The sequence below is a fragment of the Kitasatospora sp. NPDC001225 genome (genome assembly GCF_053597855.1).
Window position 1 is genome coordinate 23,992 of record NZ_JBSFJC010000028.1, and the last position, 24,318, is coordinate 48,309.

Genomic DNA, 24,318 nt, shown 5'->3' on the forward strand with positions numbered 1-24,318 from the left:
GGTCAGGTTGCGGGACCGTCGGTCACGGTGGTGCGGTACCGGAACGCCGCGGGCCGGGGAACGGTGCGGTCGCCGATCCGGCGGGCCAGGCCGAAGTCGTCGAGGACACGAAGGGCGTCGGCGGAGAGCCGCTGGGCGCCGTCCTCGGACTGGTAACCCTTCGCCCACCGCGGGAAGCGCCGCAGCAGCGTGTTCGCCTCGGCCTCGAGCTGTTCCGGTGCCAGCCCGTCCGGGGCGGCCGTCAGCGGTTCCAGCAGGAGCAGGGCGGCGACGCGTGCCGTCGCGGAGTCGTCCGGGAAGCGGCTGTCGGTGGCGATGGCCTCCGGGTCCACGAGCAGCAGGCCGTCGGCCCGTTCCTCCAGCACGAAGCCGCCCTGCTCGGCGGCGCGCTTGACGATCTGGCGCCCCGTCGGCGAGGCCAGGTAGGCCAGTTCGTCGGCGCCGAGTTCGTCGTGGTGCAGGACGGGATCGTCGAGGAGCCGCCGGAGCACCGAGTGCCGGAGCCGGAGGTTGCGCTGCGCGTCGGAGGCGTCGGCCCCGCCGTACCGGCTCTCGCGCACCGTGCCCCGCAGGAGTTCCTCGAAGCGCAGCGGCACGTCCTGCGCCGGAACGGCCAGCCGGGACGGGCCGACGGGCGCGGCGAGCAGGCGCATCAGGACGGTGGCGTCCACTCGGTAGAGGACCTTGGCCTTCGCCGAGTCGACGAAGCTCTCCGTGACGCCGTCCACGGTGAGGAGCGCGCCGTAGGCCTCCAACAGCTTGAGCACGTCCACGAACGCCATGCGCTCGGACCTGCTCGCCGTGTCGAAGGGCGGCAGTGCCTCGTCGGTGGCACAGGCGTGGACGACCCGGTCGGCGAGCAGGCCGACCGTCGTGACCGGGACCGGAAGCAGCTCGGCCGCGACGACGCACAGCAGCGTGTAACGGCGGCGGTCGAACGGGGCCTTGCCGGACCGCAGCCGACGGGCGGGGCGCGAGGCGTCGGGCACGGTCCGGATCTTGAGCAGACGCGCATACCCCAGGCGCGGCTCCACCACCAGCTGCCAGCCGCAGTTGTAGTCGAACCACTTCGTCAGCGGATCCTGACGGCGGCGGATCAGCTCGAAGGCGGGCGGGTCACCGCGCTCGGTGATCAGCGGCAGGCCGAGGAGCAGTCTGATGCCTCGGGCTATGTCCTGCCGCTCGGCCAGGACCAGCTGGTTGGCGAGGGTGCTCATGTGCCGCTCCTGGTGGTGTTCATGCGCTGTCCTCCCGGACGACCGCCCGCAGTGCGCTCGGGCTCCGGATCTCCACCAGGTAGTCGGGCCCTTCGAACCGGCCGTGGGAGGTCCGCAGGACGGCCCGTCCGCCCTCGGGAGAAGGCCGGAGCACGATCTCCACGCGGCCGTCCGAGGTGACCGCCCGACGTGCCCCGCCGGCGTCCGGTCGTACGGCCAGCGCCCGGCCGAGGAGGTCGAGCAGCCGCTCGAAGACGGTGTGGTCCAGCACGCGCAGGTCGGAGAGCCGCACCGGGCCGTCGGTTCCCAGAACGTCCCAGGCCGCTTCGAGTTCGGCCCGCTCCTTCCGGGCCCGCTCGGCCCGGGCCGCCTTGATGCCTCCGATGTCGCGCACCTTCCCGGTGCGGGTGAACCGCTCGGTGCGACCGCTGGTGCGCAGCAGCGCCGAGACCTCCACCGGCGGGGTCTCGGCCCAGCTGCCCGAGGAGGGAACCAACTCCGGGTCGGGGTGGGCGAGATGGGCGTGACGGGCCGACCCCAGACCGAAGGCGGCCGACCAGAGGCGGTGCAGGTCGTCCTCGGTGGGCGCGGCGGCGAACCAGCGGGCCAGCTCCCGGAAGTCCTGGACGGCGCTGGAGGAGCGGCGCCGTGACTCGGTGATCCGGTCGAGAACCTGGAGGAGCGTCACGATCGCCCGCCGCGCCACGTCGTGCAGCTGCTCCACGCGGGGCCGTGCCCCGTCGGCCGGCCGGAACCAGGACCGGAGCCCCTCCCAGCGCGCCCGGCGCCGCTCCAGCCAGGCCGGCGCGGGATCGCCGTCGGCGACCGGCGGCAGCTCGGCGCCCCGCAGCGCCCGCGCGTGCAGCAGGCTCACCCCGAGCCGCTCCACACGCTCGACGGCGGTGGCGACCGCCTGGCCCCGCTGGTCGAGGTTGACGAGGAACTCCTGGAGATAGGCCACCGTCGCGGCCTTCACCTCGCGGAAGGTCGCCAGGTCCGCACCTTCGGCGCGCAGCAGGCGCTGCAACTCGCCGTTGAACGCCTTGGTGTTGGCCAGCAGCGCCTCCAGGTGGCCCTCCAGCTCCTGCAGCGTGGTGAAGGCCCGACGGTCCGAGGACGCGGAGTCGCCCAGCAGGACGTACAGCTCGTCGAGCCGGTCCGTGATCGCCTCCAGCACCGCCGTCTGGAGCGCCCCCGTCGAGGCGAGGACGAACAGGGCGTGCTCGACCCCGGCGGACGCGGCCTCACCGCGTCGGGTCAGCGAGTACTGGAGGTTGCGGCGCTCGTACTCCTCGGCGGTGCGGTAGTTCTCCGCGTGGTTCTGGACGACGTCCAGCAGCTGCCACTCCCTGAGCTTGCGCAGCGCCTCCTGGAGGTCGTCGTCATGGATCGCGTCGAGCCAGCCCACCGTCCGCAGCCGGGTGCGGACCTCGTCCAGCCCGAGCGCGGTCTCCAGCCGCTCGTTGGCCGCTCCGAAGGCTTGAAGGATCGCACCGTAGAGTTCGGCCCTCTCCCCCGTCGTGAACCGGAACATCTCCGGCGGCACCCTGCGCAACGGCTCCCCTCCCCGTCTTCCGGGCACCACAGTACGCGGACGTGCCGACGCCCGACGACGCGGTTGTCGACCGGCCAGGTCGCGTGCGGCAGGTACAGCTGGTGCAGGTGCGCCCGGGCCTCCGGGGAGGCCTGTGTCCCGGCTCCGGCAACCGCCGGTGAGGTTTCACAGAGCTGAACGCGCTCGGATCAGTTCTCTTCCGTCCCCGCCATCCCGCTCACCTCCGCGATTCCCTCGACCGTCGCGCGGTCGCTCGCCCGCCGGCCCTCGGCGGCGTCAAGCCGGTCGCGCATGTCCCGCAGGCGGGCCGGATCGGAAGCGACCTCCGGCGGTACGAGCGACATGACCCCCTTGGCCCGCTCGCCGTCGCCGAGGTCGGCCACCACACCGTCGGCGCGGTCCTCGTGTCCGGGCACCAGGGCACCGAGCAGGCCGAGGAGAACGAGCAGTTCGCGCTGCACCGCGGGTGTGAACAGCTCCCGTTCCTCTGCGTCCAGCTTCACCTCGATCCGCCCACCACCGAGCTCGGCATAGCCGCGCAGGAGATCCATCAGAAGCTTGAACTGCCGCTCGGGCATCAGGACCTGGAGCGACTCGATGTAGAGCTTCAGCCGCAGCGCCGGTAGTTCCGCGTCCATCCGGGCCTCCCTGGTACGTCAGTCGACCGGAATCCTCACCGATCGTAGTCACCCGATGGCACGGGTGGCGAGGACAGGTGACAGCGCGCGGAGGCGGGCGGAGTTCCCATGGCCGTCAAGGATCGGACGACACCCCCTTCCCCGTCGCGATCCTGACCCGCACCCCCCTGCCCAGGCCTTGACTAACGTCCGGATTTCGTATGGTGGGCGGCGATCAGGTCGCGGTACCAGGCGTAGGAGGCCTTCGGGGTGCGCTGCTGGGTGGCGAAGTCGACGTGGACGAGGCCGAAGCGCTGGTGGTAGCCCTCGGCCCATTCGAAGTTGTCGAGGAGGGACCAGGTGTAGTAGCCGCGGATGTCGATGCCTTCGGCGGTGGCCTGGGCGAGGGCGTCGAGGTGGGCGGACATGAAGTCGATGCGGGGCTGGTCGGGGGTGGTGGACTCCTCGACGGAGCAGCCGTTCTCGGTGATGGTGAGGGGCGGGAGGGCCTTGCCGTAGGTGTCGCGGAGGTTGAGGAGGAGTTGGCGGAGGGCGTCGGGGACGACGGGCCAGCCGAAGGCGGTGTGGGGGACGTCGGGGATGTCGACGAGGTCGAAGGGGAGGCCGGGTTCGGTGGGGGCGGCGACGCGGGTGGGGTTGTAGAAGTTGAGGCCGAGGCCGTCGAGGCCGGGGGTGTGGATGAGGTCGAGGTCGCCGGGGTGGACGGCGTCGAAGATGTCGTCGGGGACGCCGAGGGCGGTGAGGTCGGGGTAGCGGCCGAGGAGGACGGGGTCGGTGAACAGGCGGTTGTGGAGGGCGTCGTAGGCCTCGGCGGCGGCGAGGTCGGCGGGTGAGGGGGTGGCCGGCTCGACGGGGGTGAGGTTGTTGGAGAGCATCGCCTCCAGGCCGCGGTCGTGGAGGACGGTGGCGGCCAGGCCGTGGGCGAGGAGCTGGTGGTGGGCGGCGGGGAGGGCCTCGAACATCAGGGTGCGGCCGGGGGCGTGGGTGCCCAGGGCGTAGCCGAAGACCGTGTGGACGAAGGGCTCGTTGAGGGTGATCCAGGCGGGGACGCGGTCGCCGAGGCGGTCGGCGACGATCCCCGCGTACTCGGCGAAGCGGTACGCGGTGTCGCGGTTGAGCCAGCCGCCGTGGTCTTCGAGGGCCTGCGGGAGGTCCCAGTGGAAGAGGGTGGGGAGCGGGGTGATGCCGGCGTCGAGGAGGGCGTCGACGAGGCGGTCGTAGAAGGCGAGGCCGGCGGCGTTCACGGCGCCCGCGCCGGTGGGCTGGACGCGGGACCAGGCGACGGAGAAGCGGTAGCCGTCGAGTCCGAGGCCCTTCATCAAGGCGATGTCCTCGGGGTACCGGTGGTAGTGGTCGCAGGCCACCGCGCCGGTGTGGCCGTCGCGGACGGCGCCGGGGCGGGCGGCGAAGGTGTCCCAGACGGAGGGCCCGCGGCCGTCCTCGTTCACCGCCCCCTCGATCTGGTAGGCGGCGGTGGCGGCACCCCAGCGGAACCCCGCCGGCAGGTCGAAGCGGTCCGGCATGACAGCCTCCTGACGGAAACATGAGGGGAAGTCATGTTACCGGCGCGGCGCCGAAACACCAGAGTGGGACGACGGAAGGGACCGGAGCCCCGCAGAGGGCCTCGGTCCCTTCCGTCGTCCGGTGGCCAGGGGGTGAGGGACTCACCCCGGCCCCGTCACCACACGTCGGCGAGCTCCCGCAGCAGTTCGACCACCCGTGCCGTCTGCACCGGCCCGAGCTGCGGGTCCGGCGCCACCGAGGTGAAGACCAGGGCCAGCATCACCGCCGCGTCCAGCCGGTAGAGGAGGTCGGCCGCGGGGGTGACGGAGGACTTCCCGCCCGCGGCCGCGTAGCCCTGGCGGATCGCCCGCTCGTCCAGGCCGTTCTCCGGGATGAGCGCGTACTCGGACATCCGCGCCAGTTCCATCGCGGGGTCGCCGATCAGCACGTTGGACCAGTCGATCAGCGCGGCCACCCGCCCCTGGCTGCACAGCAGGTTCTGCCGGCGCAGGTCCAGGTGGAGCAGCGCGGGCTCGGCCGACGTCCCGGCGAGGCGGGCCGCGATCGCCGCGCGCTCGGGCAGCTCGCCCAGGCCCGGGCGGAGGTCCAGCAGCCTGCCGAACCGGTCGGGCAGCCGCTGCGCCAGCAGGTCGGGGACGGGCCGGCCGTACTGGACGACGGGCGCCAGGTCCGGGGCCGGCTTGGCGTGCAGCGCCGCGAACAGCGCCCCGACCTCGGACCAGTCCGGTGCCTGGGCGTCGGAGTCCACGAAGGCCGAGAGCAGCACCGGCGTGCCCGTCCGGGTGTACTCGATGCCCAGGGCGCGGGCGACCGGGAAGCCGTCCGGGGCCAGCCACTGGGTGATCCGGAGTTCCTGCTCCAGCAGGCCGTCCGCGCCGACGCCGACGTTGTTCGCGGTGTGGAACGTACGGGCGCGCGGAACGCGCAGCACCACGTCCTCGTGCGCCGCGCCGCTCAGCGGGCTCGCCCGGTAGACGAGGAACTCCACGCCGCTGCTGAGCACCGCGGGCGGGGTGTAGCCGAGCGAGCCCGCGAGTTCGGCGAGCCCGTCCGTGACGTCCTGGTCGATCAGTTGTCCAGTGGCGGGAAGCCTCACCAGAAACCTTCCTCTGTTTGTCATTTGACGGCCAGGAAGCCCTCGAAGCAGGTGTACTTCTGGGCCGTCATGGCCTGGCCGGACCCGGCCCTGCTGCCCTGGCGACGCTCCGCCAGGGTGCGGATCAGGGTACCGGTCGAGCAGCCCACGTCGAGGAGGAGGCCGTCCTCTACGACGATGCCGGCGTAGTGCCGGGCGACCAGCTCCGGCAGTTGCGGGAACTCCCTCGGCCGGCAGCGGGGCGATGCTCGTGTGGGTCTGGAGGTCGCGGACGGCGTGGCAGTCGCCGATGACGGCCGGGAAGTCGCCCGTGGCGAGCTGGTTGGTGCTCTCCTGGGGCGGCACGCCGGATTCCGTCGAATTCGCCACGCTGCCGTGTCGCCGTACTGCCGTGCTGCCGCGCCGACCCGGTTCGGGACGCGGCCGGGCCCGCCCTCCCGGTGGGGCGGGAGGACGGGCCCGGGTGGGTCAGCGGTGGGTCAGCGGGGATCAGTGGCGGGTCAGTGACGGACCGGCGGCGGCAGCTGCCGCTCCCGGACGGGCGCGGTGAAGGCGACCGGACCGGTGCTGGACGGGGTGCTGCCGCCGCGGACGGGCAGGCCGCCCTCGACGGCGTACATGGCCTCGTCGTAGGCCTGGCCGTCGGCCGGGGCCCTGCCGACCGCGAAGATCGCCACCGCCTTGCCGTCGAGCACGGAGGTGGAGAGGTAGTCGCCGACCATGGCGCCGCCTCCGGTGGCGGCGATCCGGGACAGCGGCATCGGGCCGGCGACGGTCCGCGGCGCGCTCCAGGTGGCGCCGCCGTTGGCGGAGGAGATGAAGCCGACCTCCAACTCGCAGGTGGCGTCCGTGCAGTCGGCGTTCGGGTAGAAGTAGTAGTACAGCCCGAGCTTGGCGCCGTGCCCGGAGGTGGCGCGGTCGACGCCGAGTCCGGGGAGGAAGTGGTCGGCGCCGCTGGTGGTGGCGTCGATCGGCACCCGGGTCACGGCGGACCAGGTGGTCCCGTCGGCCGAGGTCGCGTAGACGATGTCGTTGCCCGGGCAGCCGGCCCGGAACCGGCAGTCCTGCCAGGCGACGTAGACCCGGCCGGCGCCGTCGATCTCGGCCGAGGGCAGGCCCTCCCCGTCGCGCAGGCCGCCCGCGACGCCGTGCGCCACGACGTCGGCGACCAGGACGGTGGAGCCCCAGGACCGGCCCCCGTCGGTCGAGTTGAAGGAGCGGATCGAGGTGGTGTCGGTCGAGAAGGGGACCACGACCCGGCCGTCGGGCTGCACCAGCGGTTGGCCGCCGAGGCCCAGATTGACGCCGGACGGGCCCGACGGGGCGGACCAGGTGGCGCCGCCGTCCCGGGAGGCGGACATCACCACCAGGTTGTCGGAGGAGGGGATGTCGACCTCGATGTAGCAGGTGCCGAAGTACGGGCTGGACGGGGTGTTGTCGCAGACGATCCACTCCTTGTCGTAGCCCTGGCCGTCGAAGCCGACCGCCCGCACCGGGTCCTGCCAGCGCAGGCCGTCGGCCGAGCGGCTGACGGTCACCCCGACGGGGTTGATCGCCGCGTCGATGACCAGGCCGGCGATCATCCAGGTGCCGTGCCTGGCGTCGTAGGCGATCGAGGGGTCGGAGGCCCGGGCCCAGTTGCCGCCGCCCTGGTGGGTGGTGATGCCGGGCAGGATGCCGTGCCGCCAGGTGGCGCCGCCGTCCCGCGAGGTGTTCCAGCTGAGGGCGGCCGAACCGCCGGCGGGGAACCGGCCGACCTGGGACGAGGAGACGATCGTGCCGCCGTAGGCGAAGGTGTCGGGCTCCACCTCGGTGGCGTGCTGGCTTCCGGTCCCGGTGTCGGTGAACGGGTCGGCGCTCACCTGCAGCAGGCGCGGTCCGCCGCCGTCGACGGTCAGGGCGTACGGGGCGGCGCCGGCGGCCGGGGCGGCGTTCCAGGCCGCGCCGGTCAGGACGAGGGCGGCCGCGGCGGCGACGGCGAACGGCCGCCGCCAGCGGGCAGGGGTGCGCGGGTGCTTCATCCGAAGCTCCTTCGCGTGGGGGGAAGGTACGGACGACGAGGGGCGGGCCGCGGTCCGAGGGCGCGGCGACCCGCCCCGGTTGGCGCGTGCGGATCGGAGGAGTCCGGCGCCGTCGAGGCTCGTGGGGGCGACGCCGCCCGATCGCGTGCCGCGCGCAGAAGTGCACACGTGTTCGCAAATCGGAAGTGTGAGCCGGATCATGACATCGCACAAGATGTGCGACCAAAACGGAACGGCGCCTCGCGGACCGTCGGGTCCGGTGCCCCTCCCCCGGCGCGGGGCGGCGCCCCCGTGCACGTGAATACTGGCTGGTTGTCATCCGTTTTCCGTGGCTGGGGCGTCCTGAAGGCATGAAGCGCGAATCGATCCTCCCGGGGGGCTCCGGATCCGACCCGTTCGACGAGTTCGTCGTAGCCCGGTACCAGGCCCTGCTGCGGGGGGCGTACCTGATCACGGGTGACGTCCACGACGCCCGGGACCTGCTGCACGACGCCCTCGCGCAGGTGTACCCGAAGCGTTCGATGATCCGGGACACGGCCGCGACCGAGGGGTACGTCCGCAGGACGATGGTCCGCACCCACGTCTCGCGCTGGCGGCGGACCAGACGCGAAGTGCTCACCTCCGCGCTGCCGGACGGACCGGCGGCCCCGGAGGGCGAACGGGACGACCAGCTGGCGGCGGCACTGGCCGGACTGCCCAAGCGGCAGCGGGCCGCCGTGGTGCTGCGCTACTACCTGGACCTGCCGGTCGCTCAGGTGGCGGAGGAGCTGGGGTGCTCGGTGCCCACGGCGAAGACGCACCTGGCGCGCGGGATCAAGGCGCTTCGACAGGACATGGAAAACGTGAGGGAGCTGGTAGGCCGTGAGCGCTGAGGACAGGTTCGAGGAGGAGCTGGTCACCCGGCTCGGAACACACGCGGCAGGGATCGCCGGCACCCCGCCGCTGGCCGAACTGCACCGGGCCGGGCGTCGGCGCGCCCGGCGGCAGGCCGCCGTGCGGGGGGTGACGGCGGCCGCGGTACTGGTCCTCGGAGCGGGAGCGCTGACGCAGCTCGGTGGCGGCGGCCCCGGGAGCGACCGTACGGGGGCGGCCGGGACGGGCCTCAGCGTGCTGACTCCGACGGCGGGGGCGACGGCGCCGGGGCGCACCGCCGTGATGCTGAACTGTGTGAACGGGCCCACGTCGATGCGGACACCGGGCTGGCACCAGCACTCCAGCCAGCAGCCCTGGGAGACGCCGTCGGCGATCACCTCGTCGGGCTACTCGTCGTCGTGGACGCCGCCGCCGGGCTCCCCTTGGTTGGGCCTGTTGTCGCCTGCCACCCTTCCGCCGGGACACTCGTCCTCGGACGTCCCGTCGACAGGCACGCCGTTCTCCGGCCTCCCGTCGTCGTCCGGCTCGCCGTCGCCCCTGCCCACGGACTCGGCCTCGGGCTCGGCCTCGGGCTCGGGCTCGGGCTCGCCGTCGTCGCTGTCGTCGGAAGACCCGGCGGAGGCCCGCGTGACCCGGGCGGGTGAGTCCATCGAGACGCTGGCGATGACCGACTACCCGGACCACTACTTCGGCACGTGCCGCGACAGGAACACGGACACGCTCTACGTGATGCGGGTCCCCGGCAGCGGCCTGGACGCCGCCGTGACCGCGAGGGCGGCCGACTGGCCCACGGTGAAGGTGCGGTTCGCCGACGCCGCGGGCTCCCGCGAGCAGCTCATGACCGTCCTGAACCGGATCCGCGCGGACACCGAGGAGTGGCGGACCAGGGGCGTGGTGATCGACGGGCTGACGCTCGCCATCGACGGCACCGGCGTCGTGGTCGACACCCCGCAGTGGCAGTCCGCCGAGGCGGACATCAAGGCGAAGTACGGGGCCCTGGTGGCCGAGGTCCGCTAGCGACCCTGCTTTTCAACGTCATTGGCCACCAAGGGACTTGGACCAGGGCCGGAGGGCGGTGTCACCGATCGGGTCGGTGGCTCCGCCGTCCGGCGTGTCCGGGTTCCGGCGCGCTCACTCGTGGGCGCTGATCTCGCCGCCGGCGCTGAGCACGATGGAGACTCCGTTGGCGTCGACCCCGACATCGTGCTGGTTCGCCTCCAGCGTGCCGTACACCGCGTTCTCGTTGCCGAGGATCTCCGCGCGGTACCGGAGTTCGCCGACCTTCGTGACCTTGGCCGTCCAGCCGCCCGCCAGCTTGAAGGTGCCCGGCCCCTGGTGACTGCCGCCCATCCAGGAGCGGATCCGGCCGTCCAGCGAGAGCATGACGAACATGCCGTTGGCGTCGAGCCCGTCGTCGTGCTCCTTCGTCTCCATGGTGGCGAGGACCTGACCGGCGTTGACGATCTTGGCGGTGTAGTGCTGGTTGCCGAGGTCGTGGATCTCGGCCTTGCTGCCGTCCACCAGGGTCTCGGTACGGACGCCCTGGCCCCCCTTGGGCGGGGTGGCCGACGTGGTCGCGGCGTGCCCGCTGGGCGCGGCGGCCGGAGGGGTGGCGCCGCGCGTGCCGGTCGGGGTGGGCGCGGCGGAGGCCGTGGCCGGAGGCTCGGTGGCGGGCGCGGCGGGCGGCGCGGTGGCGGCGGCCGACGCGGTGGCCGGCGCGGCCGCGCCGGTCGCGCCCGACGTGGAGGAGCAGGCCGTCGCGGCGGGCACCAGCAGGGCCGCGGTCAGGACGGTTCCGGCCAGCGTACGGGCAGTGGTCGCGCGGCGGATCGTCGAGAAGGGCATGCGGTTCTCCTGAGCGAAGTGCGGGTGAGGAGCGCGCGGCGCCCTCTCCTGCGGGGACCGGAGGGCGGCTTCGCGTGCAGTTCGAAGGTAGTGCGAACAGTCGACGGAATGGAGCCTTCCGTGTCACCGGACTGCAACGCCCCTGGCCGCACGGCTCCGGTCACGCCGGCGCTGAGCCGTACTCAAATCCCCCGCCACCGCCGTCGGTACGGCCGCGCCGACGGCCGGTCAGCGCTTCGCCGTGGCGGCGGACAGCTGTCCGCGCACCCATGCGGGGTCGGGGTTGGTGTGCGGCCGGCCGGTCACAACGACGGTCGGCACGGTCTCGTTGCCGTCGTTGGCCGCCCGCACCACCGCGGCCGCCTCCGGGTCGCTCCAGATGTTCACCCAGTGCACCCGCCGGGCCGCCCGGCCCAGCCGGATCCGCAGCCGCAGGCAGTACCTGCAGCCCGGCCGCCAGTACACCACCGGCCGGCCGTCGGCCGCGCTGCGGCGCTGCGCCTCCGCCGCGCCGAGCGACTTCGGGAAGACCAGGGTCGAGCTCACGGCCGCGAGCCCCGCGAACCCCAGCAGGTACACGACGGCCGCTCCGCGGCTCCCGCTCAACACGAGTCCGCCCGCGACGGCCGCACCGCAGAGCACCAACAACAACGGCAGCATCCACACACGCATCATGGCGGCCCAGGCTATCCGTACACGGCCCCCGCCGCTCCACTCCCCCGGCTGTGCCGCGCGAGGGCCTTCGACACTCGAATCAACACCCTTGCAAAAACCGGGTGGTGACGCTGCGTCAGGACATCTCGCGATGGCTCGGCGGACCGCCGGGAAGCCCGAGGGCCGAGGTCAGGCGAGGTCGCGCCGACGGCGGAGCGAACCGGCCGTCAGGATCACCGGGCCGGCCAGGCTGCACACCGCCAGCAGGAGCAGCGCCGTACGCGGCCCCCAGGCCGTGGAGGCGGCACCGGCCAGCAGCGCGCCGACCGGGATGGAGCCCCAGGAGACGAACCGGACGGTGGCCATCACCCTCGGGAGCAGCTCCGGCGGAGTGTGGGTCTGCCGGTAGGTGCGGGCGACGATGGTGGTGACCACGACGCCCGCCGCGAAGCCCGCGTTGCCGAGGGCGAAGAGCAGCACCGCCCACCCCGAACCGGCCGCCGGGAGCAGGAAGGTGACGAGCGCGGCGATCCGTGCCGACCACCGCAGGGCCCCGCCGCTGCCGATCCGGGAGACCACCCGGGGCGTCAGGACGGCGCCGACCAGGCTGCCCAGGCCGCCGGTGGCCATCAGCGCGCCGACGGCCGCGGCCGGGGCGTCGAGGGCGTCCACCAGGAACACCGGAGTGAGCGTCATCAGCCCACCGGAGACGAAGTTGACCGCGGTGGCGTAGGCGGCACACGGCCCGATCACCGGATGCCGGGTGACGAAGTGCCAGCCCTCCCGGATCTGCCTCCACATCCCCGCGCCGCCCGGCCGCCGGGCGGGCCGCTCCGCGCGCGGCAGACTGCGCAGCAGCGCCGCCGAGACCAGGTAGCTGACCGCGTCCAGCACCATCGCGGCCGCGCCGCCGACGAGTTGGACCAGCACCCCGCCCAGCGAGGGGCCGGCCAGTTCGGTCGCGGCGCTGCTGCCGGAGAGCAGGCTGTTGCGGACGGTCAGCTCCTCCTTGGCGACGATCGAGGGCAGGAAGGTGGAGTTGCCGACGTCGAAGACCACACCCGCCAGCCCGACCAGCAGCGCGACCACCACCAGCTGCGGCAGGCCCAGTACGCCCAGGGCCGCCGCCACCGGCACCGAGGCCACCGCCGCCCCGCGCACGAGGTCCATCGCCACCTGGGTGCCGCGCAGCGGGAGCCGGTGGACCAGGACCCCGGCCGGCAGTCCGACCAGCAGCCAGGCCAGGTACCCGGCGCCGGTGACCAGGCCGACCTGCCAGGCCGTCGCGTGCAGGGTGAGCACGGCGATCAGCGGCAGGGCCACGACGGACACCTGGTTCCCGAGCCGGCTGACCAGCGATCCGGTCCAGTAGCGCCAGAACACCCCCGCCGAGGTCCGGTGTCGCGCCTCCCCCTCCGCTGCGCGGTCCGCCGCGACCGCCGTCCGCGTCGTCACATCCATCTTCGGTCCGTCCCTTCCGTCGCAACCGGCCCACCCATCGCTCCCCCGCTTCCCCGGCGCCGGCGCTCCCGGCCGCACGCTGGAGTCCGGCGCCCATCGAGACCGCACGGCCGCACGCACCACCCGCGAAGCCCCGGGCCACCGCACCGGCGCCCAAGTCACGGACCAGCCGGTCGCGTTCGCCGAGCACGCCGCGCCGCACCCGCCCACCGTCCGGGCCGCGGGCGTCGACCGGCCCGAACGGATCACCCTCGCGCCGGACGCCACCCGCACCATCCGTGGGGTCCGCTACCGGTGATCGACCCGGCGGGATCGGTGAAGGGCGCCCGCGGCCCGGTCGACGGGCTCACGGCACACTGACGGCGGGCCGTGACCGGCCCAGCCCTGACGCACCGGGCGTCCGCACAGCCGCCCGGGTCCTGACGCGTCCCTGCCCAACTCACCCGACGCCCACACCCCGAACGACCGAACACGCCACGGCCGTCACACCGAAACCCGGCCACCCCATGCGGTGGCCCGCACACCCGGCCGAACCCTGGCCGGATCCCGCCGCCCCCGGGGCCGCGGCCGCGCGCTCCCGCCGGTCACTCTCACGCGGCCGCCGCACCCGCCGCGCCGCGCCGCGCCGCCGATCCGACCGCAGCGCGACCGGACGATCCCGCCACCCGCCCCCGCGGCGCGGCCGTCCCCGCAGGAGAACCACCCGGAAGGCCCGCTTCCGGATTGTGACGTGCCCCTGTCTAGTTCGTTCCCGTCCCGGTGTGGTGGGATGAGCCTCACGGGGATGAACCGCTGACGGGGGTGTGTGCTGGTGCGGAATGGATGGTTGCGGGAGCTGGACGGGGACGCGGTGCGCCTGGCGGCCGTGGGGCTGGTGCGACTGGGGGCGCAGGACTGGCTGAGTACGGAGGGCGGGGCGCCGGCCTGGGTGGGCGGGTTGCGGGCGGCCTCGTTCGCCGATGCCTGGTTGGCGTTCGGCGACGGGCCCGCGTCCGGGTTGCGGGCGCCCGCGCCGGAGGTGCTGCGGGCCGTCGTCGCCCGGGCCGCGGAGCTGGTGCTGCGCTCCTGCCGGGAGGACGGTCCGGCGGCCCTGGAGTGGCTCGGGCAGCGCTCGGCGGAGGCCCGGGAGCAGGCGCATCGGGAGGGCGCCTCGCACCCGGCCGAGCCCTGTGCGCTGACCCTGGTGTGGCACGGGGTCCAGGCGCTGACCGCCGAGGACGGGCCGGATCACGCCCGCCGGATCGAGGAGCGCGCCGAGGCGTACGTGCGGGAGCGGCACTGCCGCCAGGACACCCTGGCGCTGGTGCTGTGCTGCACCCGGATCGCCGCGGCCGCGCTGGTGGAGCTGTGCGAGGGCGATCCGGAGCGGGTGGCCGGCCGGCTGGAGCAGGACGCGGCACGTTCCATGCCGCGCGCCGGCCGGGTGCCGCTGTGGGTACCGGGCCGACCGGCCCTGCCCGCCGGCTGACCGGGCCGATCGGGGCACCGACCGGGCCGGCCGGAACGCCGACCGGCCCGGTCAGGCCGCGTCGAGCAGCCGGGCGACCTCCGTCATGGCCGCCCCCAGCGGCAGGTCGAGGCGGAGCCCGGCGAGTTCGTCCCCGCGTGTCGGCCCCTGGTTGACGATCGCGACCGGCAGCCGGGCCCGGGCGGCGCGGCGGACGAAGCGCAGCCCGGACAGGACCGCCAGGGACGATCCGAGGACCACCAACGAGCCCGCCGCGTCGACCAGTTCGTAGCAGTGCTCGACCCGGGGCGGCGGGACGTTCTCACCGAAGAAGACCACGTCGGGCTTGAGCACGCCGCCGCACGCCGTGCAGGCGGCGACCCGGAAGCCGTCCACCGCGGACTGCGGCAGCCGCGCGTCGCCGTCGGGCCGCAGCTCCGCCCGGGTCGGCCGGAAGCCCGGGTTGAGTTCCTCCAGCCGCCGGTCCAGCTCGGCCCGGGTGCTGGTGCGGCGGCAGTCGAGGCAGACCACCCGGCGGAGTCCGCCGTGCAGCTCGACAGCCTCCCGGGTGCCGGCCGCGTGGTGGAGGCCGTCCACGTTCTGGGTGATGACCGCCGCGACGTGCCCGGCCCGGCGCAGCCGTTCCACCGCGTGGTGCCCGGCGTTGGGCCGGGCCCCGGCGATCGCGGGCCAGCCGGTGTGGCTGCGGGCCCAGTAGCGGCGCCGGGCCTCCGCGCTGCCGGTGAACTCCTGGTACGTCATCGGGGTGCCGCTGCGGCGGCGGCCGGTGGCGCCGCGGTAGTCGGGGATACCGGACTCGGTGGACAGGCCGGCCCCGCTGAGCACCACCGCGCCGCGCCGGTCCAGCAGCCGTACCAGGCCTTCCAGCTCCTCCCCCGGGGGAACGGCGGCCTGCCCGCCCGGGTGTTCGAACGCGTCCATACCGTCGAGGTTAGGGCGTGGCGCCGCCGGAGGGGCCGGCACAGGTCCCGGACGCATCGGGATGCGATCGCGGCACCACGCGGTCCTGTCAGCTCTTCCGGCCCCGCGACACGTGGTTCCCCGCCCGCCCGGACGGCTCCTCGGCGGCACCGGTGGCGAAGGCCGTGATCCGCTCCAGCGGCGGGTTCCAGCCCCGGGTGGTGTCCACCGCCAGGCAGGGGGCGTCGAGCGCGATCGGCACCCAGGACTCGATCGGCCGCTCGCCGCGCGCGATGCGGCGCAGCAGCTCACCGTCCGCGTGGACGGCGCGCCCGGGTTCCTCGGCGGCCCTGCGGGCGATGCGCTCGCGGGCGGTCCCGGGGTCGACGGTGCAGCGTACGATGCGCAGCTCGGCGCGGCCGACGAGCGGCAGCAGACCGGGCCGCCACAGCCGGTCCTGGAAGGCCGCTTCCGCCACCAGGTCCGTTCCCGCGCGCAGGAGTCCGTCGACGGTGCGGAAGAACTCGGTCAGCGTCCGCTGGTTCAGGTCCTGGTCCAGGCCCAGGGCCAGGCCCAGCTCCTCGGCCGGGGCCTGCCGGGCGGCGGCCATCCGCTCCTTGATCTCGTCCCGGCAGACCGCCGGGCGGCCGAGCGCGTCGGCCAGGGCGTGCGCCAGCGTGGTCTTGCCCGCTCCGGGCGGGCCGCTCACGACGAGCAGGTGCGGGCGTCGGTCCATGGTCGGGGTTCGGTCCGCGCTGGGGGTTCGGTCCGTGGTCGGGAGGGAGGGCGTCATGCCTGCTGAGTCTGCGCCGGGCGGCCGCCGCCCGCCACCTCCCCTGCGGGTGGCGGACGGCGGCATCGCGCCGCCGGAACCCGCCGGAGCCGCCGTTCCAGTGGACCCGCCCCTCGGGAAACCCCGCCGACGCGGAGGTGAACGAGGCCGAACCGCCGCTACAGGAGCAGATGTTGCCGCATTCCGGCGACCGGACGCCGGACCCGCCGCCTCAGCCCCAGCCGGGCACCGGCGGCAGCGGCCATCCCGGCGGCCCGGGCAGCGGCCCGTCCGCCCGCAGGCCCTCCGCCCGCAGGCGCTCCACCGACCCGCGCCCCGACAGCCAGGCGAGCAGGGCGTGGCCGGGGCCGCTGACGGTGGGGCCGGACGGCGCCAGGGCCCAGTCGCGGCCGAGGTCGGTGGCCGTCAGCCGGGCGACGGGGAATCCGCGCGCGGCCAGGGCGGCCGCCGTCCCGTCGAGCGCCCAGGCGACGTACCCGGTGGGCCAGTCGGCGGTCGAGCGGCCGAGGTCCAGGTCGACGTGGTGGGTTTCGAGCTCCCGCCACGCCCGGTGCAGGGTGAACCACGCCGGGTGCCGCCAGCCGGCGAGGGCGGTGACCGGCGTGGACCACCGCTCGGCGGGCATCGCGTCGGCCGCCGCGAACATCCCGTCCAGGCTGTCCCGCAGGTCGGCGGCCGGCTCCGCCGCACCGCGCCCGGCGCCCTCGCTCAGCGCGCGGTCCGGCGCGGCGGCCCCGGCGCGCGGACCCGGCTCGGTCCCGGTACGGGCCACGGTCAGCAGCCACCGGTACGCGTCGGCGCTGCGGGCGAGGTGGGTGAGGACGTGGGCGCGGCTCCAGCCGGGCAGCGTCGAGGGCTCGCGGGCCTGCCGGTCGGTCAGCGTGCCGACGGTGGCGAGCACCCGCCCGGCGGAGGCCCGCACCTCGGCGAGCAGCGCGCCGACCCCGGCCCCGTCCAGGCCTGCGGGCGGCGGCCCGGGAGACGTCACGGGCGGCGCGCCCAGGCGGAGATCATCGGGGCGGTGGCCAGGTCGAGCCGGCCGGCGGCGACGTTGGCCAGGTGGCGGTCAATCTCCTCGTCCGTCGCGAGGCCTTCCCGCACCAGCAGTCCGCGGATCTGCCGGACGGTCGCGTCCTCCAGGACCGCGCAGGCCGGCGAGGTGATCGGGAAGTACGCGTCGGCCTGGACGTCGACCAGGCCCGCCTCGCGCAGCGCCCTGGGCAGCGTCCGCCCGTACGCGAGGTCGGCGCCGCGGCCCGCCATCAGGGTGCGGAAGCCGGTCCGCAGCCGGTTGGCGAGGCGCTCGTCGGGGCCGGACTCGTCGGGGCAGAGCAGCGGTTGCAGGGCCGGGTCGGCGTCCTCCAGGAGCAGCCGGCCGCCGGGGCGCAGCGCCCGCACCATCCTGCGCAGGGCCTCGGCGCGGTCGGCGACGTGCACCAGGACCAGCCGGGCGTGCACCAGGTCGAAGCCGCCGGGCGGCGGCGGGTCGGCGGCCACGTCGTGGCGCAGCACCTCGATCACGCCGCCGGCGGCGGGGGCGGTCCAGGAGACGTCGATGTCGGTGGCGACCACCGCGCCGGTCGGGCCGACCCGCTCGGCGAGCCCGAGCGGCACTGAGGGGCCGCCCGCGCCGACCTCCCAGCAGCGCATGCCGGGGCCGATCCCGAGGGCGTCGACGTGCCGGAAGGTCACCGGGTCGAAGAGTTCGGCGAGGGCGCCGAAGCGGATGCCCGCCTCCGACTGGCGGTTGTCCAGGAGGTAGCCGTGGTCGCTCTCGTGCTCAGCCATGCCGGGATTCTCGCAGACGCGAGTTCGAAGACAGGCCCTCGGGGCGCGGCGCCCGGGTCGGGCCGTTCAGGGCTGCGGGGCCGGGTCGGTGAGCGCCGGGATGTCGTAGGTCACCTTGCCGATGTCGGAGATCAGGTAGCCGCCGTCGGGCCCGCGTCGGAGCGTCAGTCGCGGGGTGTACGACTGCCTGGGCGTTCGGAACCAGCCCTCCGCGGCGGCGTAGGTGCAGTAGGCGGCGACCTCCAGCTCGACCACCTCGCCGGTGAGGTCGCGCGGATCGAAGCGGCCCGCCGCGGGCCCCGCGACCACCCATCTGACCAGCGACCAGCCCCGGCGTGCGGTCAGGTCGGCGGGCCAGGCCGACCCGTTCTCCTCGCAGGCGGTCAACCCGCCGCCGGCGGCGGCCAGTTCGGAGGTCAGGTACCGGCGCGACCGGCTCAGGACGGCCGCCGGCCCGGTGTCGCCGCGGGAGGTGTCGAAGGTGCCCGAGGTGACGGCCCAGGCGATCGCGACGGACTCCGCGTCGTGCCCGTCCACCGTCAGCGGCGGCGTCTGCGCGGTCGGCCGGTCCTTCGGCGGGGCGATCGGATCCCCCGGCTGGTATCCCGGTTTGGAGGGGAAGCTGTAGCCGGCCGGAGCGACGGCGACCGTGGTGCCCGGGATCTCCTGCTGGTCCTGGTCGTAGCAGGGGTTGCACCGGATGCGCTCGCCGGAGCCGGTGCCGTAGCTCGTCTCCCAGCCCCTGCCGTGGGTCGACAGCTCGGTGCCGGACTCCCTGCGCACCCCGGAGACGTGGAACGGGCGGTCGCCGTCCTTCAGCGTCCAGGTGCGGCGCTTGCCGTCGACGGTGCCCTCGACCGTGAGCACGTAGTCGTAGCTGTGCCGGGTCGCGAGCACGGTGAGGCTGACGATCTCGGGCTTCCGGTCCTCCAGGTAGAGGTACTTGTCGGTGAAGTAGGGCGCGAACGACACCGGTCCGGCGGCCCCGATCAGCGCGACCGGATTCGGGGAGTCCAGGTCGACACCCATGTCGATCTTCTTGCCCTCTCCCTGTCCGGCGCAGTCCACGACCGTGCCGGACAGCGGGTCGCGGGGCTCGCCCACGATGGTCGCCCGCACCTGTTCGATCGCCACGGTGTGGCCGTTGCCGACCATCGAGACCGACAGCGGCGACGCGCCCACGTCCGTACCGCCCTGCGCGTGCGCCCACGTCCGGGCGGCTTCGCAGCCGGTGACGGCCGGCGGGTCGGTCGGTTTGACGACCCGGGGGACGACCGTGGTCGAGTCGGCGTCGGCGTGCTCGGGGTCGTAGTGGGCACCGAGTTCCGGCCCCTTGCCGCCCTCCGTCGCGGTCAGTGCCCAGTACGTCGTGCCGGCGCCCAGCAGGGCCAGCACGCTCAGCACGGCGATCAGCAGCCGCAGGCGCGGTCTGCGGCCGCCCATCAGCGTGAGGACGCCGCCCATGAACACGTTGCCGTGGATGGTGCTCTGGCTGATCCTGTTGTGCGTCTCGTGCTGGTCGCCCACTCCACCCACCCCGTCCGAGGGATCCGCGTCCACCACAGTGGCGGTTCCCGGCGGGTGGAGGGAAGACCCGCGCCGCAAGCCCCGGGCGCCGTGGCGTCGCGGCGCCGTGGCGTCGTGGCGTCGTCGGCGAGGACGGTCTTGTTGACGAAATGTCAGCAAGTTCGTCCGATCGCCTTGACGGCATGCGGTCACGGCTGGACCCTGTGGACCCGGAAACGCCGCGCGCTCCCCGGTCCCCACCGCTCGGGAACGCGCGAGAGGACGTCTTCTCGCCCCTCACCGAGGAAGAGGTTTTCCCATGCGCTTCAGCCGCCGCCTCCCCGCCACCGCCGCCGCCGTCTGCGCGACCGCCGCGCTCGCGCTGGCCGCCGTACCCGCCTCCGCGTCGCCCGAGCCCCTCGCCGCCGGCCCGGTGCTCACCGCCGGGAGCGCAGGCGGCACCGCCGTCGCCGTCGGCGACGCGCTCGCCGCACCGCTCGCCCCGGGCACCAAGGCCACCTTCTACTCGACCGCGACCAGCACCACCGGTGTCACCTGCGCCACCTCGCAGCTCTCCGCCTCGGTGCTGGGCAACCCGGCGGCGCCGGGCAGCGCGACCGCGTCGCTGACCGGGCTGACCTTCGGCTCGTGCACCGCCAACGTCACCGGGGTCACCTCGGTGCGCAGCCTGACGGTCGGCAACCTGCCGTACGGCGTCACCGTCTCCGACGCGCCCGGCCTGCCGGTCACCCTGACCGGCGGGTCCGCCGGGACGATCCAGGCCACCGCCGTGCTGGACACCTGGTTCGGTACCATCACCTGCTCCTACCAGCTGAGCGGCGCGTTCACCGGCAGCGCCGACAACACCGCGCACAGCCTGGCCTTCCGCATCGAGCACTTCGCCAAGAGCGGCGGCTCGACGCTCTGCCCGGCCGACGGCTACTTCTCCGCGACGTACGGGCCGGTCGCGGACACCAGCCAGTCGGGAAGCCCTGCGGTCTTCGTCAACTGACCGCACCCGCGAGGGAGTCGGGGTGGGTGCGGCAGCGCCGCCGGGCCCACCCCGGCTCCGGTCAGACCCGGAGCAGGCCGAACTCCCGGGCAGCGGCCCGGAGTACGGCGACCAGTGCCAGCAGCATCAGCGCGCCGTGGGCCGGCATCGACAGGTACGGCGCCACGCCGGGCGCGATGAACTTGAGGTAGCTGCCGAAGGACGCGAGCTGGACCAGCACCGGCAGGTACCAGAGCCGCCGGGGCAGGTGGAAGGCGACGATCACGCTGAGGACGTCCGCGACGTAGAAGTAGCGCTCGTGCATGGACGGCAGCAGGAACGGCACCGCGATCGCGGAGACGGTGGCCAGCAGCAGGATCCCCGTCCCGGTGAGCCCCGCCCGTCCACCCCCGGCCGTGGACCTGCCGGCAAGGGACTCTCCGGCCGCGCCTCCGGTGCTTCGCAGGGCCCGGACCGCCAGGGCGATCAGCGCCAGCACCAACGCGCCCGCGACCAGCACGCCCGCCCGGCGCACCGGGTCGTCCTCGCCGGGCGGCACCGAGACGAACTGGTAGACCGACGGCGCGTTGAGCGTGAGGTCCCGGTAGGTCCCGGTCTGCCGGGCGTACACCGTCAGCAGCTGCCAGGGGTCGGCGCCGAGCAGCACGGCGGGGACGTCGAGCGCCAGGTAGGCGGCCGGGACGGCCAGCAGGCACCGCCACGGCATCCGCCGGGCCAGGACCACGACGAGCAGCAGGGGGAAGAGGAAGACCGCCTGGAGCTTGAAGGCCAGGGCGATCCCGAAGAAGGCGCAGGTCCACCAGGGCCGGCCGCGCAGGAGGTGGTGGACGCCGCCGAGCAGGAAGGCGGTGAAGATCGCGTCGGCCTGGGCCCACCACCCGCTGTTGGTCACGACCGTGGGCAGGAACAGCACGGTCACCGCCGCCGCGAAGGGCCGCCAGGGCCGGTGCGGCCACCGCAGCGCGACGATGCGGTGGGTGTAGTAGGCCAGCGCCAGGTCGAAGAGGACCGACAGGCACTTGACCGCCGCCAGCGCGGGCACCGGCAGCCGGCCGAGCGCGGCCATCAGGTACAGGTAGGGGACGTTGTAGTCCGAGAAGCCGGTGTCGCCGAGGGCCTGGAATCCGCCGTGCGCCGCGATGTACCGGTACCAGGGGCCGAGGAAGTAGTACCAGTCCGACGACTCGTACTGCAGCAGCAGGCCCCGGAGCAGGAGCGCGGACGCCACCGCCGCCACCGCGACCAGCACCGGCACCGGCACCGGCACCACCGGATCGGCCCGGCGTGGAGGCGGGGCCCCTCGTTCCGGCGCGGCTTCCTGGGGGCCGGGGCGCAGGTCGGGTTCGGGTCGGACTGGACAGTGGTTCATACCACCAGGACGCGGCACCCACCGGAAACGGACGACAACGAACCGGTACGGATTTCCGCGGGCCGCCGACCGGGCCGCCGACCGACCCACCGACCGACCCGACCGGGCCCGCCCCGGGCCTGAGCTCGTACGGCTCCGGCCCGGGGCGCGAGCGGGCGACCGGCAGCGGTCAGTCCCCGGCCTCCCGGTGCCGCCACCGCACCGGGTCCTCGGCCACCGCGGCGCCCGCCGCGGTCCGGGCCGGCGTCCGGTAGCCCGCCGTGGCGAGCACCAGCATCTCGTTCTCCCCCGGCCGGAACTCGTAGGCCACCCGCTCCACCCGGCTGGGGACGCCGAGGTCCGCCAGTTCCTCGCACAGCGGCTCCAGCCCGGGGTAGCGCTCCCGCGTGTCGTACACCATCAGCGGGAACACCCGCACCTCGTGCCGCGCCACCCGGGCGAGCTCCAGCAGGGCCGCCCGGTGGAAGTCCCCGTCCAGCCGGTTGCCGTACGAGAACAGCAGGTGCGAGCTGAGCACCAGGTCGAAGGAGCAGTCGGCGAAGGGGAGTTCGGGCAGCGAGCCGGCCACGTAGCGGTCCGGGCGGGCGGCGATGTCGGCGCGGAAGTCCCGGGCGTTGGCGGTCCACTGGCGGATCATGTCGTCCGCGTCGGTGTACCAGGACCACACGTGGTCGGCCGTCTCCTTCACCAGCCGCTCGCGCTTGAACCCGGTCTCCCGCTCCACCAGCAGGCCCAGCTCCTCGCGGTGCTCGGCGTACTGGCGGTCGACGGCGACGGCGTCGATGCCGCGCCGCCCGGCCTCCGCCACGAAGCTCGCGGCGCCGGCCGGGCAGTCCAGGACGCGCTGCTCCAGGTCGCGTTCGGTGAGCGCGAACATCGCCCGGTACTCCGCGAAGGAGCGTGCGCTGACCAGCACGGCTCAGCCCCTTCCGACGAACGGCATGGTGGTCGGCAGCACGACCAGGGACTGGATGGTGGTGTCCGGCGGCTGCGAGGCCATCAGCACCAGGGCCTCGGTGAAGCGGTCCACCGGGATGGTCGCCTCGACGGCCATGGTCCGGTCGGCCTGCATCGCGGCCGGCTGCGGGCCGCCGTCCACCGGGGTGACGTTGCCGACGTCGATCTGCCCGCAGGAGATGCCGTACGCCCGGCCGTCCAGGGCGAGCACCTTGGTGAGGCCGAGCACGGCGTGCTTGGCGGCGGTGTACGCGATGGAGTTGGGGCGCGGCACGTAGGCCGAGGGCGCGCCGTTGTTGATGATCCGCCCGCCCTGCGGGGTCTGGGTGCTCATCACCCGGAAGGCCTCGCGGGCGCAGAGGAAGCCGCCGGTGACGATGGTGTCCAGTACCCGGTTCCAGTCCTCGAACGGGGTCTCGGTGATCGGCCGGCGCGGGGCGGCGGCGCCCGCGTTGTTGAACAGCAGGTCCACCCGGCCGTAGCGGTCGAGGACGGTGTCGAAGAGCCGGGCGACCTCCTCCGGGCTGCGGATGTCCGTCGGGACGGGCAGCACCCGGGCGGCCCCGGGCCCGGCCAGGGCGGCGGTCTCCTCCAGCGCGTCCTTGCGCCGACCGGCGACGGCCACGGTCCAGCCGGCCGCCAGCAGGGCCAGTGCCGAGGCCCGGCCGAGGCCGCTGCCCCCGCCGGTGACGATCGCCACCCGCCCGTGCGGTGCGGGCGCGCCTCCGGTGCCGGCTCCGGCGGTCACGGCTCCCGTGCTCTCGGCTCCAGCGGTCACGGCGTCCACTCCTCCCCCTCGTTCACCCAGACCCGCAGCATCCGCCGGGCGTACGGGCCCGGCTCGTCGATGAACGGCGAACGCCCGTGCAGCACACGGCTGTTGCGGATGATCAGCAGGTCACCGGCGGCCATCGGCAGCCCGAAGGCGATCTCCGGCCGGTAGAGCACCTCGTCCAGCACGCCGAGCGCCTCCCACTGACGGTCCGTCAACTCCGGTCCGCCACGGTCGGGAGAGGAGCGGACGGTGCGGGTCTGGTAGTAGCACCCGATCGTCCCGTCCTTGCGGTCGTACAGGATCGGGGTGACCACCACCTGCGGACCGGCCCGGCCGCTGCGCTCGAAGGTCCACTCCTCGCGGAGCGTGGCCAGCGCGTCCGGCCGCTCCCGCTCGATCAGGTCGTGCACGTGCCGGGCGCTCGCCAGCTTGGTCAGCCCGCCGCCGTCGAAGGCGGGCCGCAGGCAGAGCAGGACCAGCAGGTCGCAGGTGTCGCAGTGGAAGCCCAGCTCGGTGTTTCCGTCGCCGTCCTGGTCGTGCAGCACCGAGGTGAGGTCGCCGCGCCCGTTCTGCGGGACGATCCGGCCGAAGTCCCCCAGCAGGAAGGAGAGCACCTCGGTGATCTCCTGCTCCGGGCGGGTCGCGTCCACCAGGCCGCTCACATGGGTGATGCCCACCGAGTCGGCCGCGTTCCGGACGAACTCCCGCAGCCTGGTCCGCACCTGCTCACCCGCGCCCCACCGCCCGGCCCGCGCGTCGGCCCAGAGCAGCCGCCGCTCCCGTTCCTCCAGCGGGAGCGACCAGAGCTCCCGCCGGGCGTCCAACTCCAGGCTGCTCCAGCCGATTTCGGTCACCGCGTCCATGTC

Annotated in this window: 23 protein-coding genes; 4 read left to right on the plus strand and 19 right to left on the minus strand. The window is 74.3% G+C overall.

From position 1 onward, the window contains the following. Positions 1-2: 2 nt before the first annotated feature. The 7 genes from ACWDCZ_RS12445 to ACWDCZ_RS12475 form a co-directional block, all read right to left on the minus strand. Positions 3-1,217, minus strand: coding sequence for a TIGR02678 family protein (locus tag ACWDCZ_RS12445; protein WP_449815926.1), 1,215 nt, complete (start codon positions 1,215-1,217; stop codon positions 3-5). 19 nt (positions 1,218-1,236) lie between these two features. Next, positions 1,237-2,751 carry a TIGR02677 family protein gene (locus ACWDCZ_RS12450; protein ID WP_449815927.1) on the minus strand — a complete coding sequence of 505 codons (1,515 nt, stop codon included), beginning with the start codon at positions 2,749-2,751 and terminating at the stop codon, positions 1,237-1,239. A gap of 209 nt (positions 2,752-2,960) precedes the next feature. Beyond that, positions 2,961-3,410 (minus strand): hypothetical protein, encoded by a 450-nt coding sequence (locus tag ACWDCZ_RS12455; RefSeq protein ID WP_074004610.1) that lies wholly within the window; start codon positions 3,408-3,410, stop codon positions 2,961-2,963. A 182-nt stretch (positions 3,411-3,592) separates the two neighbouring features. Continuing rightward, the gene (locus tag ACWDCZ_RS12460; RefSeq protein ID WP_449815928.1) at positions 3,593-4,933 is read right to left on the minus strand and encodes a GH1 family beta-glucosidase; all 1,341 of its coding nucleotides are present in this window, start codon (positions 4,931-4,933) and stop codon (positions 3,593-3,595) included. Between the two features lie 155 nt (positions 4,934-5,088). Next, complete coding sequence (locus ACWDCZ_RS12465) at positions 5,089-6,030, minus strand: phosphotransferase family protein (RefSeq protein WP_449815929.1); 942 nt, start codon at positions 6,028-6,030, stop codon at positions 5,089-5,091. 20 nt (positions 6,031-6,050) lie between these two features. Then, the gene (locus ACWDCZ_RS12470) at positions 6,051-6,179 is read right to left on the minus strand and encodes a hypothetical protein (protein WP_255357452.1); all 129 of its coding nucleotides are present in this window, start codon (positions 6,177-6,179) and stop codon (positions 6,051-6,053) included. Between the two features lie 351 nt (positions 6,180-6,530). Further along, the gene (locus ACWDCZ_RS12475) at positions 6,531-8,051 is read right to left on the minus strand and encodes a sialidase family protein (protein ID WP_449815930.1); all 1,521 of its coding nucleotides are present in this window, start codon (positions 8,049-8,051) and stop codon (positions 6,531-6,533) included. 350 nt (positions 8,052-8,401) lie between these two features. On the opposite strand from ACWDCZ_RS12475, the gene ACWDCZ_RS12480 reads away from it, so the two are divergent. Next, entirely contained in the window at positions 8,402-8,923 is a 522-nt protein-coding gene (locus ACWDCZ_RS12480; RefSeq protein WP_449815931.1) for a SigE family RNA polymerase sigma factor, read from the plus strand. Beyond that, positions 8,913-9,941 (plus strand): hypothetical protein, encoded by a 1,029-nt coding sequence (locus ACWDCZ_RS12485; protein ID WP_449815932.1) that lies wholly within the window; start codon positions 8,913-8,915, stop codon positions 9,939-9,941. The genes ACWDCZ_RS12480 and ACWDCZ_RS12485 overlap by 11 nt, the downstream gene beginning before the upstream one ends. Positions 9,942-10,055: 114 nt before the next feature. Here ACWDCZ_RS12485 and ACWDCZ_RS12490 read toward each other — a convergent pair whose 3' ends face one another. The 3 genes from ACWDCZ_RS12490 to ACWDCZ_RS12500 form a co-directional block, all read right to left on the minus strand. After that, positions 10,056-10,769: a hypothetical protein gene (locus tag ACWDCZ_RS12490; protein ID WP_388046208.1), complete on the minus strand. Its 714-nt coding sequence runs from the start codon at positions 10,767-10,769 to the stop codon at positions 10,056-10,058. A gap of 228 nt (positions 10,770-10,997) precedes the next feature. Continuing rightward, entirely contained in the window at positions 10,998-11,444 is a 447-nt protein-coding gene (locus ACWDCZ_RS12495) for a glutaredoxin domain-containing protein (protein ID WP_375875316.1), read from the minus strand. Positions 11,445-11,612: 168 nt separating this feature from the next. Beyond that, positions 11,613-12,884 carry an MFS transporter gene (locus ACWDCZ_RS12500; protein WP_449815933.1) on the minus strand — a complete coding sequence of 424 codons (1,272 nt, stop codon included), beginning with the start codon at positions 12,882-12,884 and terminating at the stop codon, positions 11,613-11,615. An 826-nt stretch (positions 12,885-13,710) separates the two neighbouring features. Between ACWDCZ_RS12500 and ACWDCZ_RS12505 the strand changes: the two genes are divergently transcribed. After that, the gene (locus ACWDCZ_RS12505; protein ID WP_449815934.1) at positions 13,711-14,352 is read left to right on the plus strand and encodes a hypothetical protein; all 642 of its coding nucleotides are present in this window, start codon (positions 13,711-13,713) and stop codon (positions 14,350-14,352) included. A gap of 51 nt (positions 14,353-14,403) precedes the next feature. On the opposite strand, the gene ACWDCZ_RS12510 is transcribed toward ACWDCZ_RS12505, so the two are convergent. The 5 genes from ACWDCZ_RS12510 to ACWDCZ_RS12530 form a co-directional block, all read right to left on the minus strand. Beyond that, complete coding sequence (locus ACWDCZ_RS12510) at positions 14,404-15,273, minus strand: NAD-dependent protein deacetylase (protein ID WP_380776960.1); 870 nt, start codon at positions 15,271-15,273, stop codon at positions 14,404-14,406. An 88-nt stretch (positions 15,274-15,361) separates the two neighbouring features. After that, entirely contained in the window at positions 15,362-15,988 is a 627-nt protein-coding gene (locus ACWDCZ_RS12515; RefSeq protein ID WP_449815935.1) for an AAA family ATPase, read from the minus strand. A 268-nt stretch (positions 15,989-16,256) separates the two neighbouring features. Continuing rightward, the gene (locus tag ACWDCZ_RS12520) at positions 16,257-17,033 is read right to left on the minus strand and encodes a maleylpyruvate isomerase family mycothiol-dependent enzyme (protein WP_449815936.1); all 777 of its coding nucleotides are present in this window, start codon (positions 17,031-17,033) and stop codon (positions 16,257-16,259) included. Continuing rightward, positions 17,030-17,833, minus strand: coding sequence for a methyltransferase domain-containing protein (locus ACWDCZ_RS12525; RefSeq protein ID WP_449815937.1), 804 nt, complete (start codon positions 17,831-17,833; stop codon positions 17,030-17,032). The genes ACWDCZ_RS12520 and ACWDCZ_RS12525 overlap by 4 nt, the downstream gene beginning before the upstream one ends. A 66-nt stretch (positions 17,834-17,899) precedes the next feature. Continuing rightward, complete coding sequence (locus ACWDCZ_RS12530) at positions 17,900-19,360, minus strand: hypothetical protein (protein WP_449815938.1); 1,461 nt, start codon at positions 19,358-19,360, stop codon at positions 17,900-17,902. Between the two features lie 298 nt (positions 19,361-19,658). On the opposite strand from ACWDCZ_RS12530, the gene ACWDCZ_RS12535 reads away from it, so the two are divergent. Further along, entirely contained in the window at positions 19,659-20,351 is a 693-nt protein-coding gene (locus ACWDCZ_RS12535; RefSeq protein WP_449815939.1) for a Tat pathway signal sequence domain protein, read from the plus strand. Between the two features lie 61 nt (positions 20,352-20,412). Here the strand turns inward: ACWDCZ_RS12535 and ACWDCZ_RS12540 are convergent, their stop codons facing one another. From ACWDCZ_RS12540 to ACWDCZ_RS12555, 4 genes are all read right to left on the minus strand, one after another. Continuing rightward, positions 20,413-21,612, minus strand: coding sequence for a glycosyltransferase 87 family protein (locus ACWDCZ_RS12540; RefSeq protein WP_449815940.1), 1,200 nt, complete (start codon positions 21,610-21,612; stop codon positions 20,413-20,415). Positions 21,613-21,889: 277 nt separating this feature from the next. Further along, complete coding sequence (locus ACWDCZ_RS12545) at positions 21,890-22,636, minus strand: class I SAM-dependent methyltransferase (protein WP_449815941.1); 747 nt, start codon at positions 22,634-22,636, stop codon at positions 21,890-21,892. A 3-nt stretch (positions 22,637-22,639) separates the two neighbouring features. Then, the gene (locus tag ACWDCZ_RS12550; protein WP_375875307.1) at positions 22,640-23,455 is read right to left on the minus strand and encodes an SDR family oxidoreductase; all 816 of its coding nucleotides are present in this window, start codon (positions 23,453-23,455) and stop codon (positions 22,640-22,642) included. Beyond that, entirely contained in the window at positions 23,452-24,315 is an 864-nt protein-coding gene (locus tag ACWDCZ_RS12555) for a TauD/TfdA family dioxygenase (protein ID WP_380738086.1), read from the minus strand. Before ACWDCZ_RS12555 ends, ACWDCZ_RS12550 begins: the two co-directional genes overlap by 4 nt. Positions 24,316-24,318 lie beyond the last annotated feature (3 nt).

Bases quoted from the DNA above. Each gene is read 5' to 3' on its own strand.
- ACWDCZ_RS12445 (WP_449815926.1), bottom strand. From the start codon at position 1,217: ATGAGCACCCTCGCCAACCAGCTGGTCCTGGCCGAGCGGCAGGACATA.
- ACWDCZ_RS12450 (WP_449815927.1), bottom strand. From the start codon at position 2,751: ATGTTCCGGTTCACGACGGGGGAGAGGGCCGAACTCTACGGTGCGATC.
- ACWDCZ_RS12455 (WP_074004610.1), bottom strand. From the start codon at position 3,410: ATGGACGCGGAACTACCGGCGCTGCGGCTGAAGCTCTACATCGAGTCG.
- ACWDCZ_RS12460 (WP_449815928.1), bottom strand. From the start codon at position 4,933: ATGCCGGACCGCTTCGACCTGCCGGCGGGGTTCCGCTGGGGTGCCGCC.
- ACWDCZ_RS12475 (WP_449815930.1), bottom strand. From the start codon at position 8,051: ATGAAGCACCCGCGCACCCCTGCCCGCTGGCGGCGGCCGTTCGCCGTC.
- ACWDCZ_RS12480 (WP_449815931.1), top strand. From the start codon at position 8,402: ATGAAGCGCGAATCGATCCTCCCGGGGGGCTCCGGATCCGACCCGTTC.
- ACWDCZ_RS12490 (WP_388046208.1), bottom strand. From the start codon at position 10,769: ATGCCCTTCTCGACGATCCGCCGCGCGACCACTGCCCGTACGCTGGCC.
- ACWDCZ_RS12495 (WP_375875316.1), bottom strand. From the start codon at position 11,444: ATGATGCGTGTGTGGATGCTGCCGTTGTTGTTGGTGCTCTGCGGTGCG.
- ACWDCZ_RS12500 (WP_449815933.1), bottom strand. From the start codon at position 12,884: ATGGATGTGACGACGCGGACGGCGGTCGCGGCGGACCGCGCAGCGGAG.
- ACWDCZ_RS12510 (WP_380776960.1), bottom strand. From the start codon at position 15,273: ATGGACGCGTTCGAACACCCGGGCGGGCAGGCCGCCGTTCCCCCGGGG.
- ACWDCZ_RS12515 (WP_449815935.1), bottom strand. From the start codon at position 15,988: ATGGACCGACGCCCGCACCTGCTCGTCGTGAGCGGCCCGCCCGGAGCG.
- ACWDCZ_RS12525 (WP_449815937.1), bottom strand. From the start codon at position 17,833: ATGGCTGAGCACGAGAGCGACCACGGCTACCTCCTGGACAACCGCCAG.
- ACWDCZ_RS12535 (WP_449815939.1), top strand. From the start codon at position 19,659: ATGCGCTTCAGCCGCCGCCTCCCCGCCACCGCCGCCGCCGTCTGCGCG.
- ACWDCZ_RS12555 (WP_380738086.1), bottom strand. From the start codon at position 24,315: ATGGACGCGGTGACCGAAATCGGCTGGAGCAGCCTGGAGTTGGACGCC.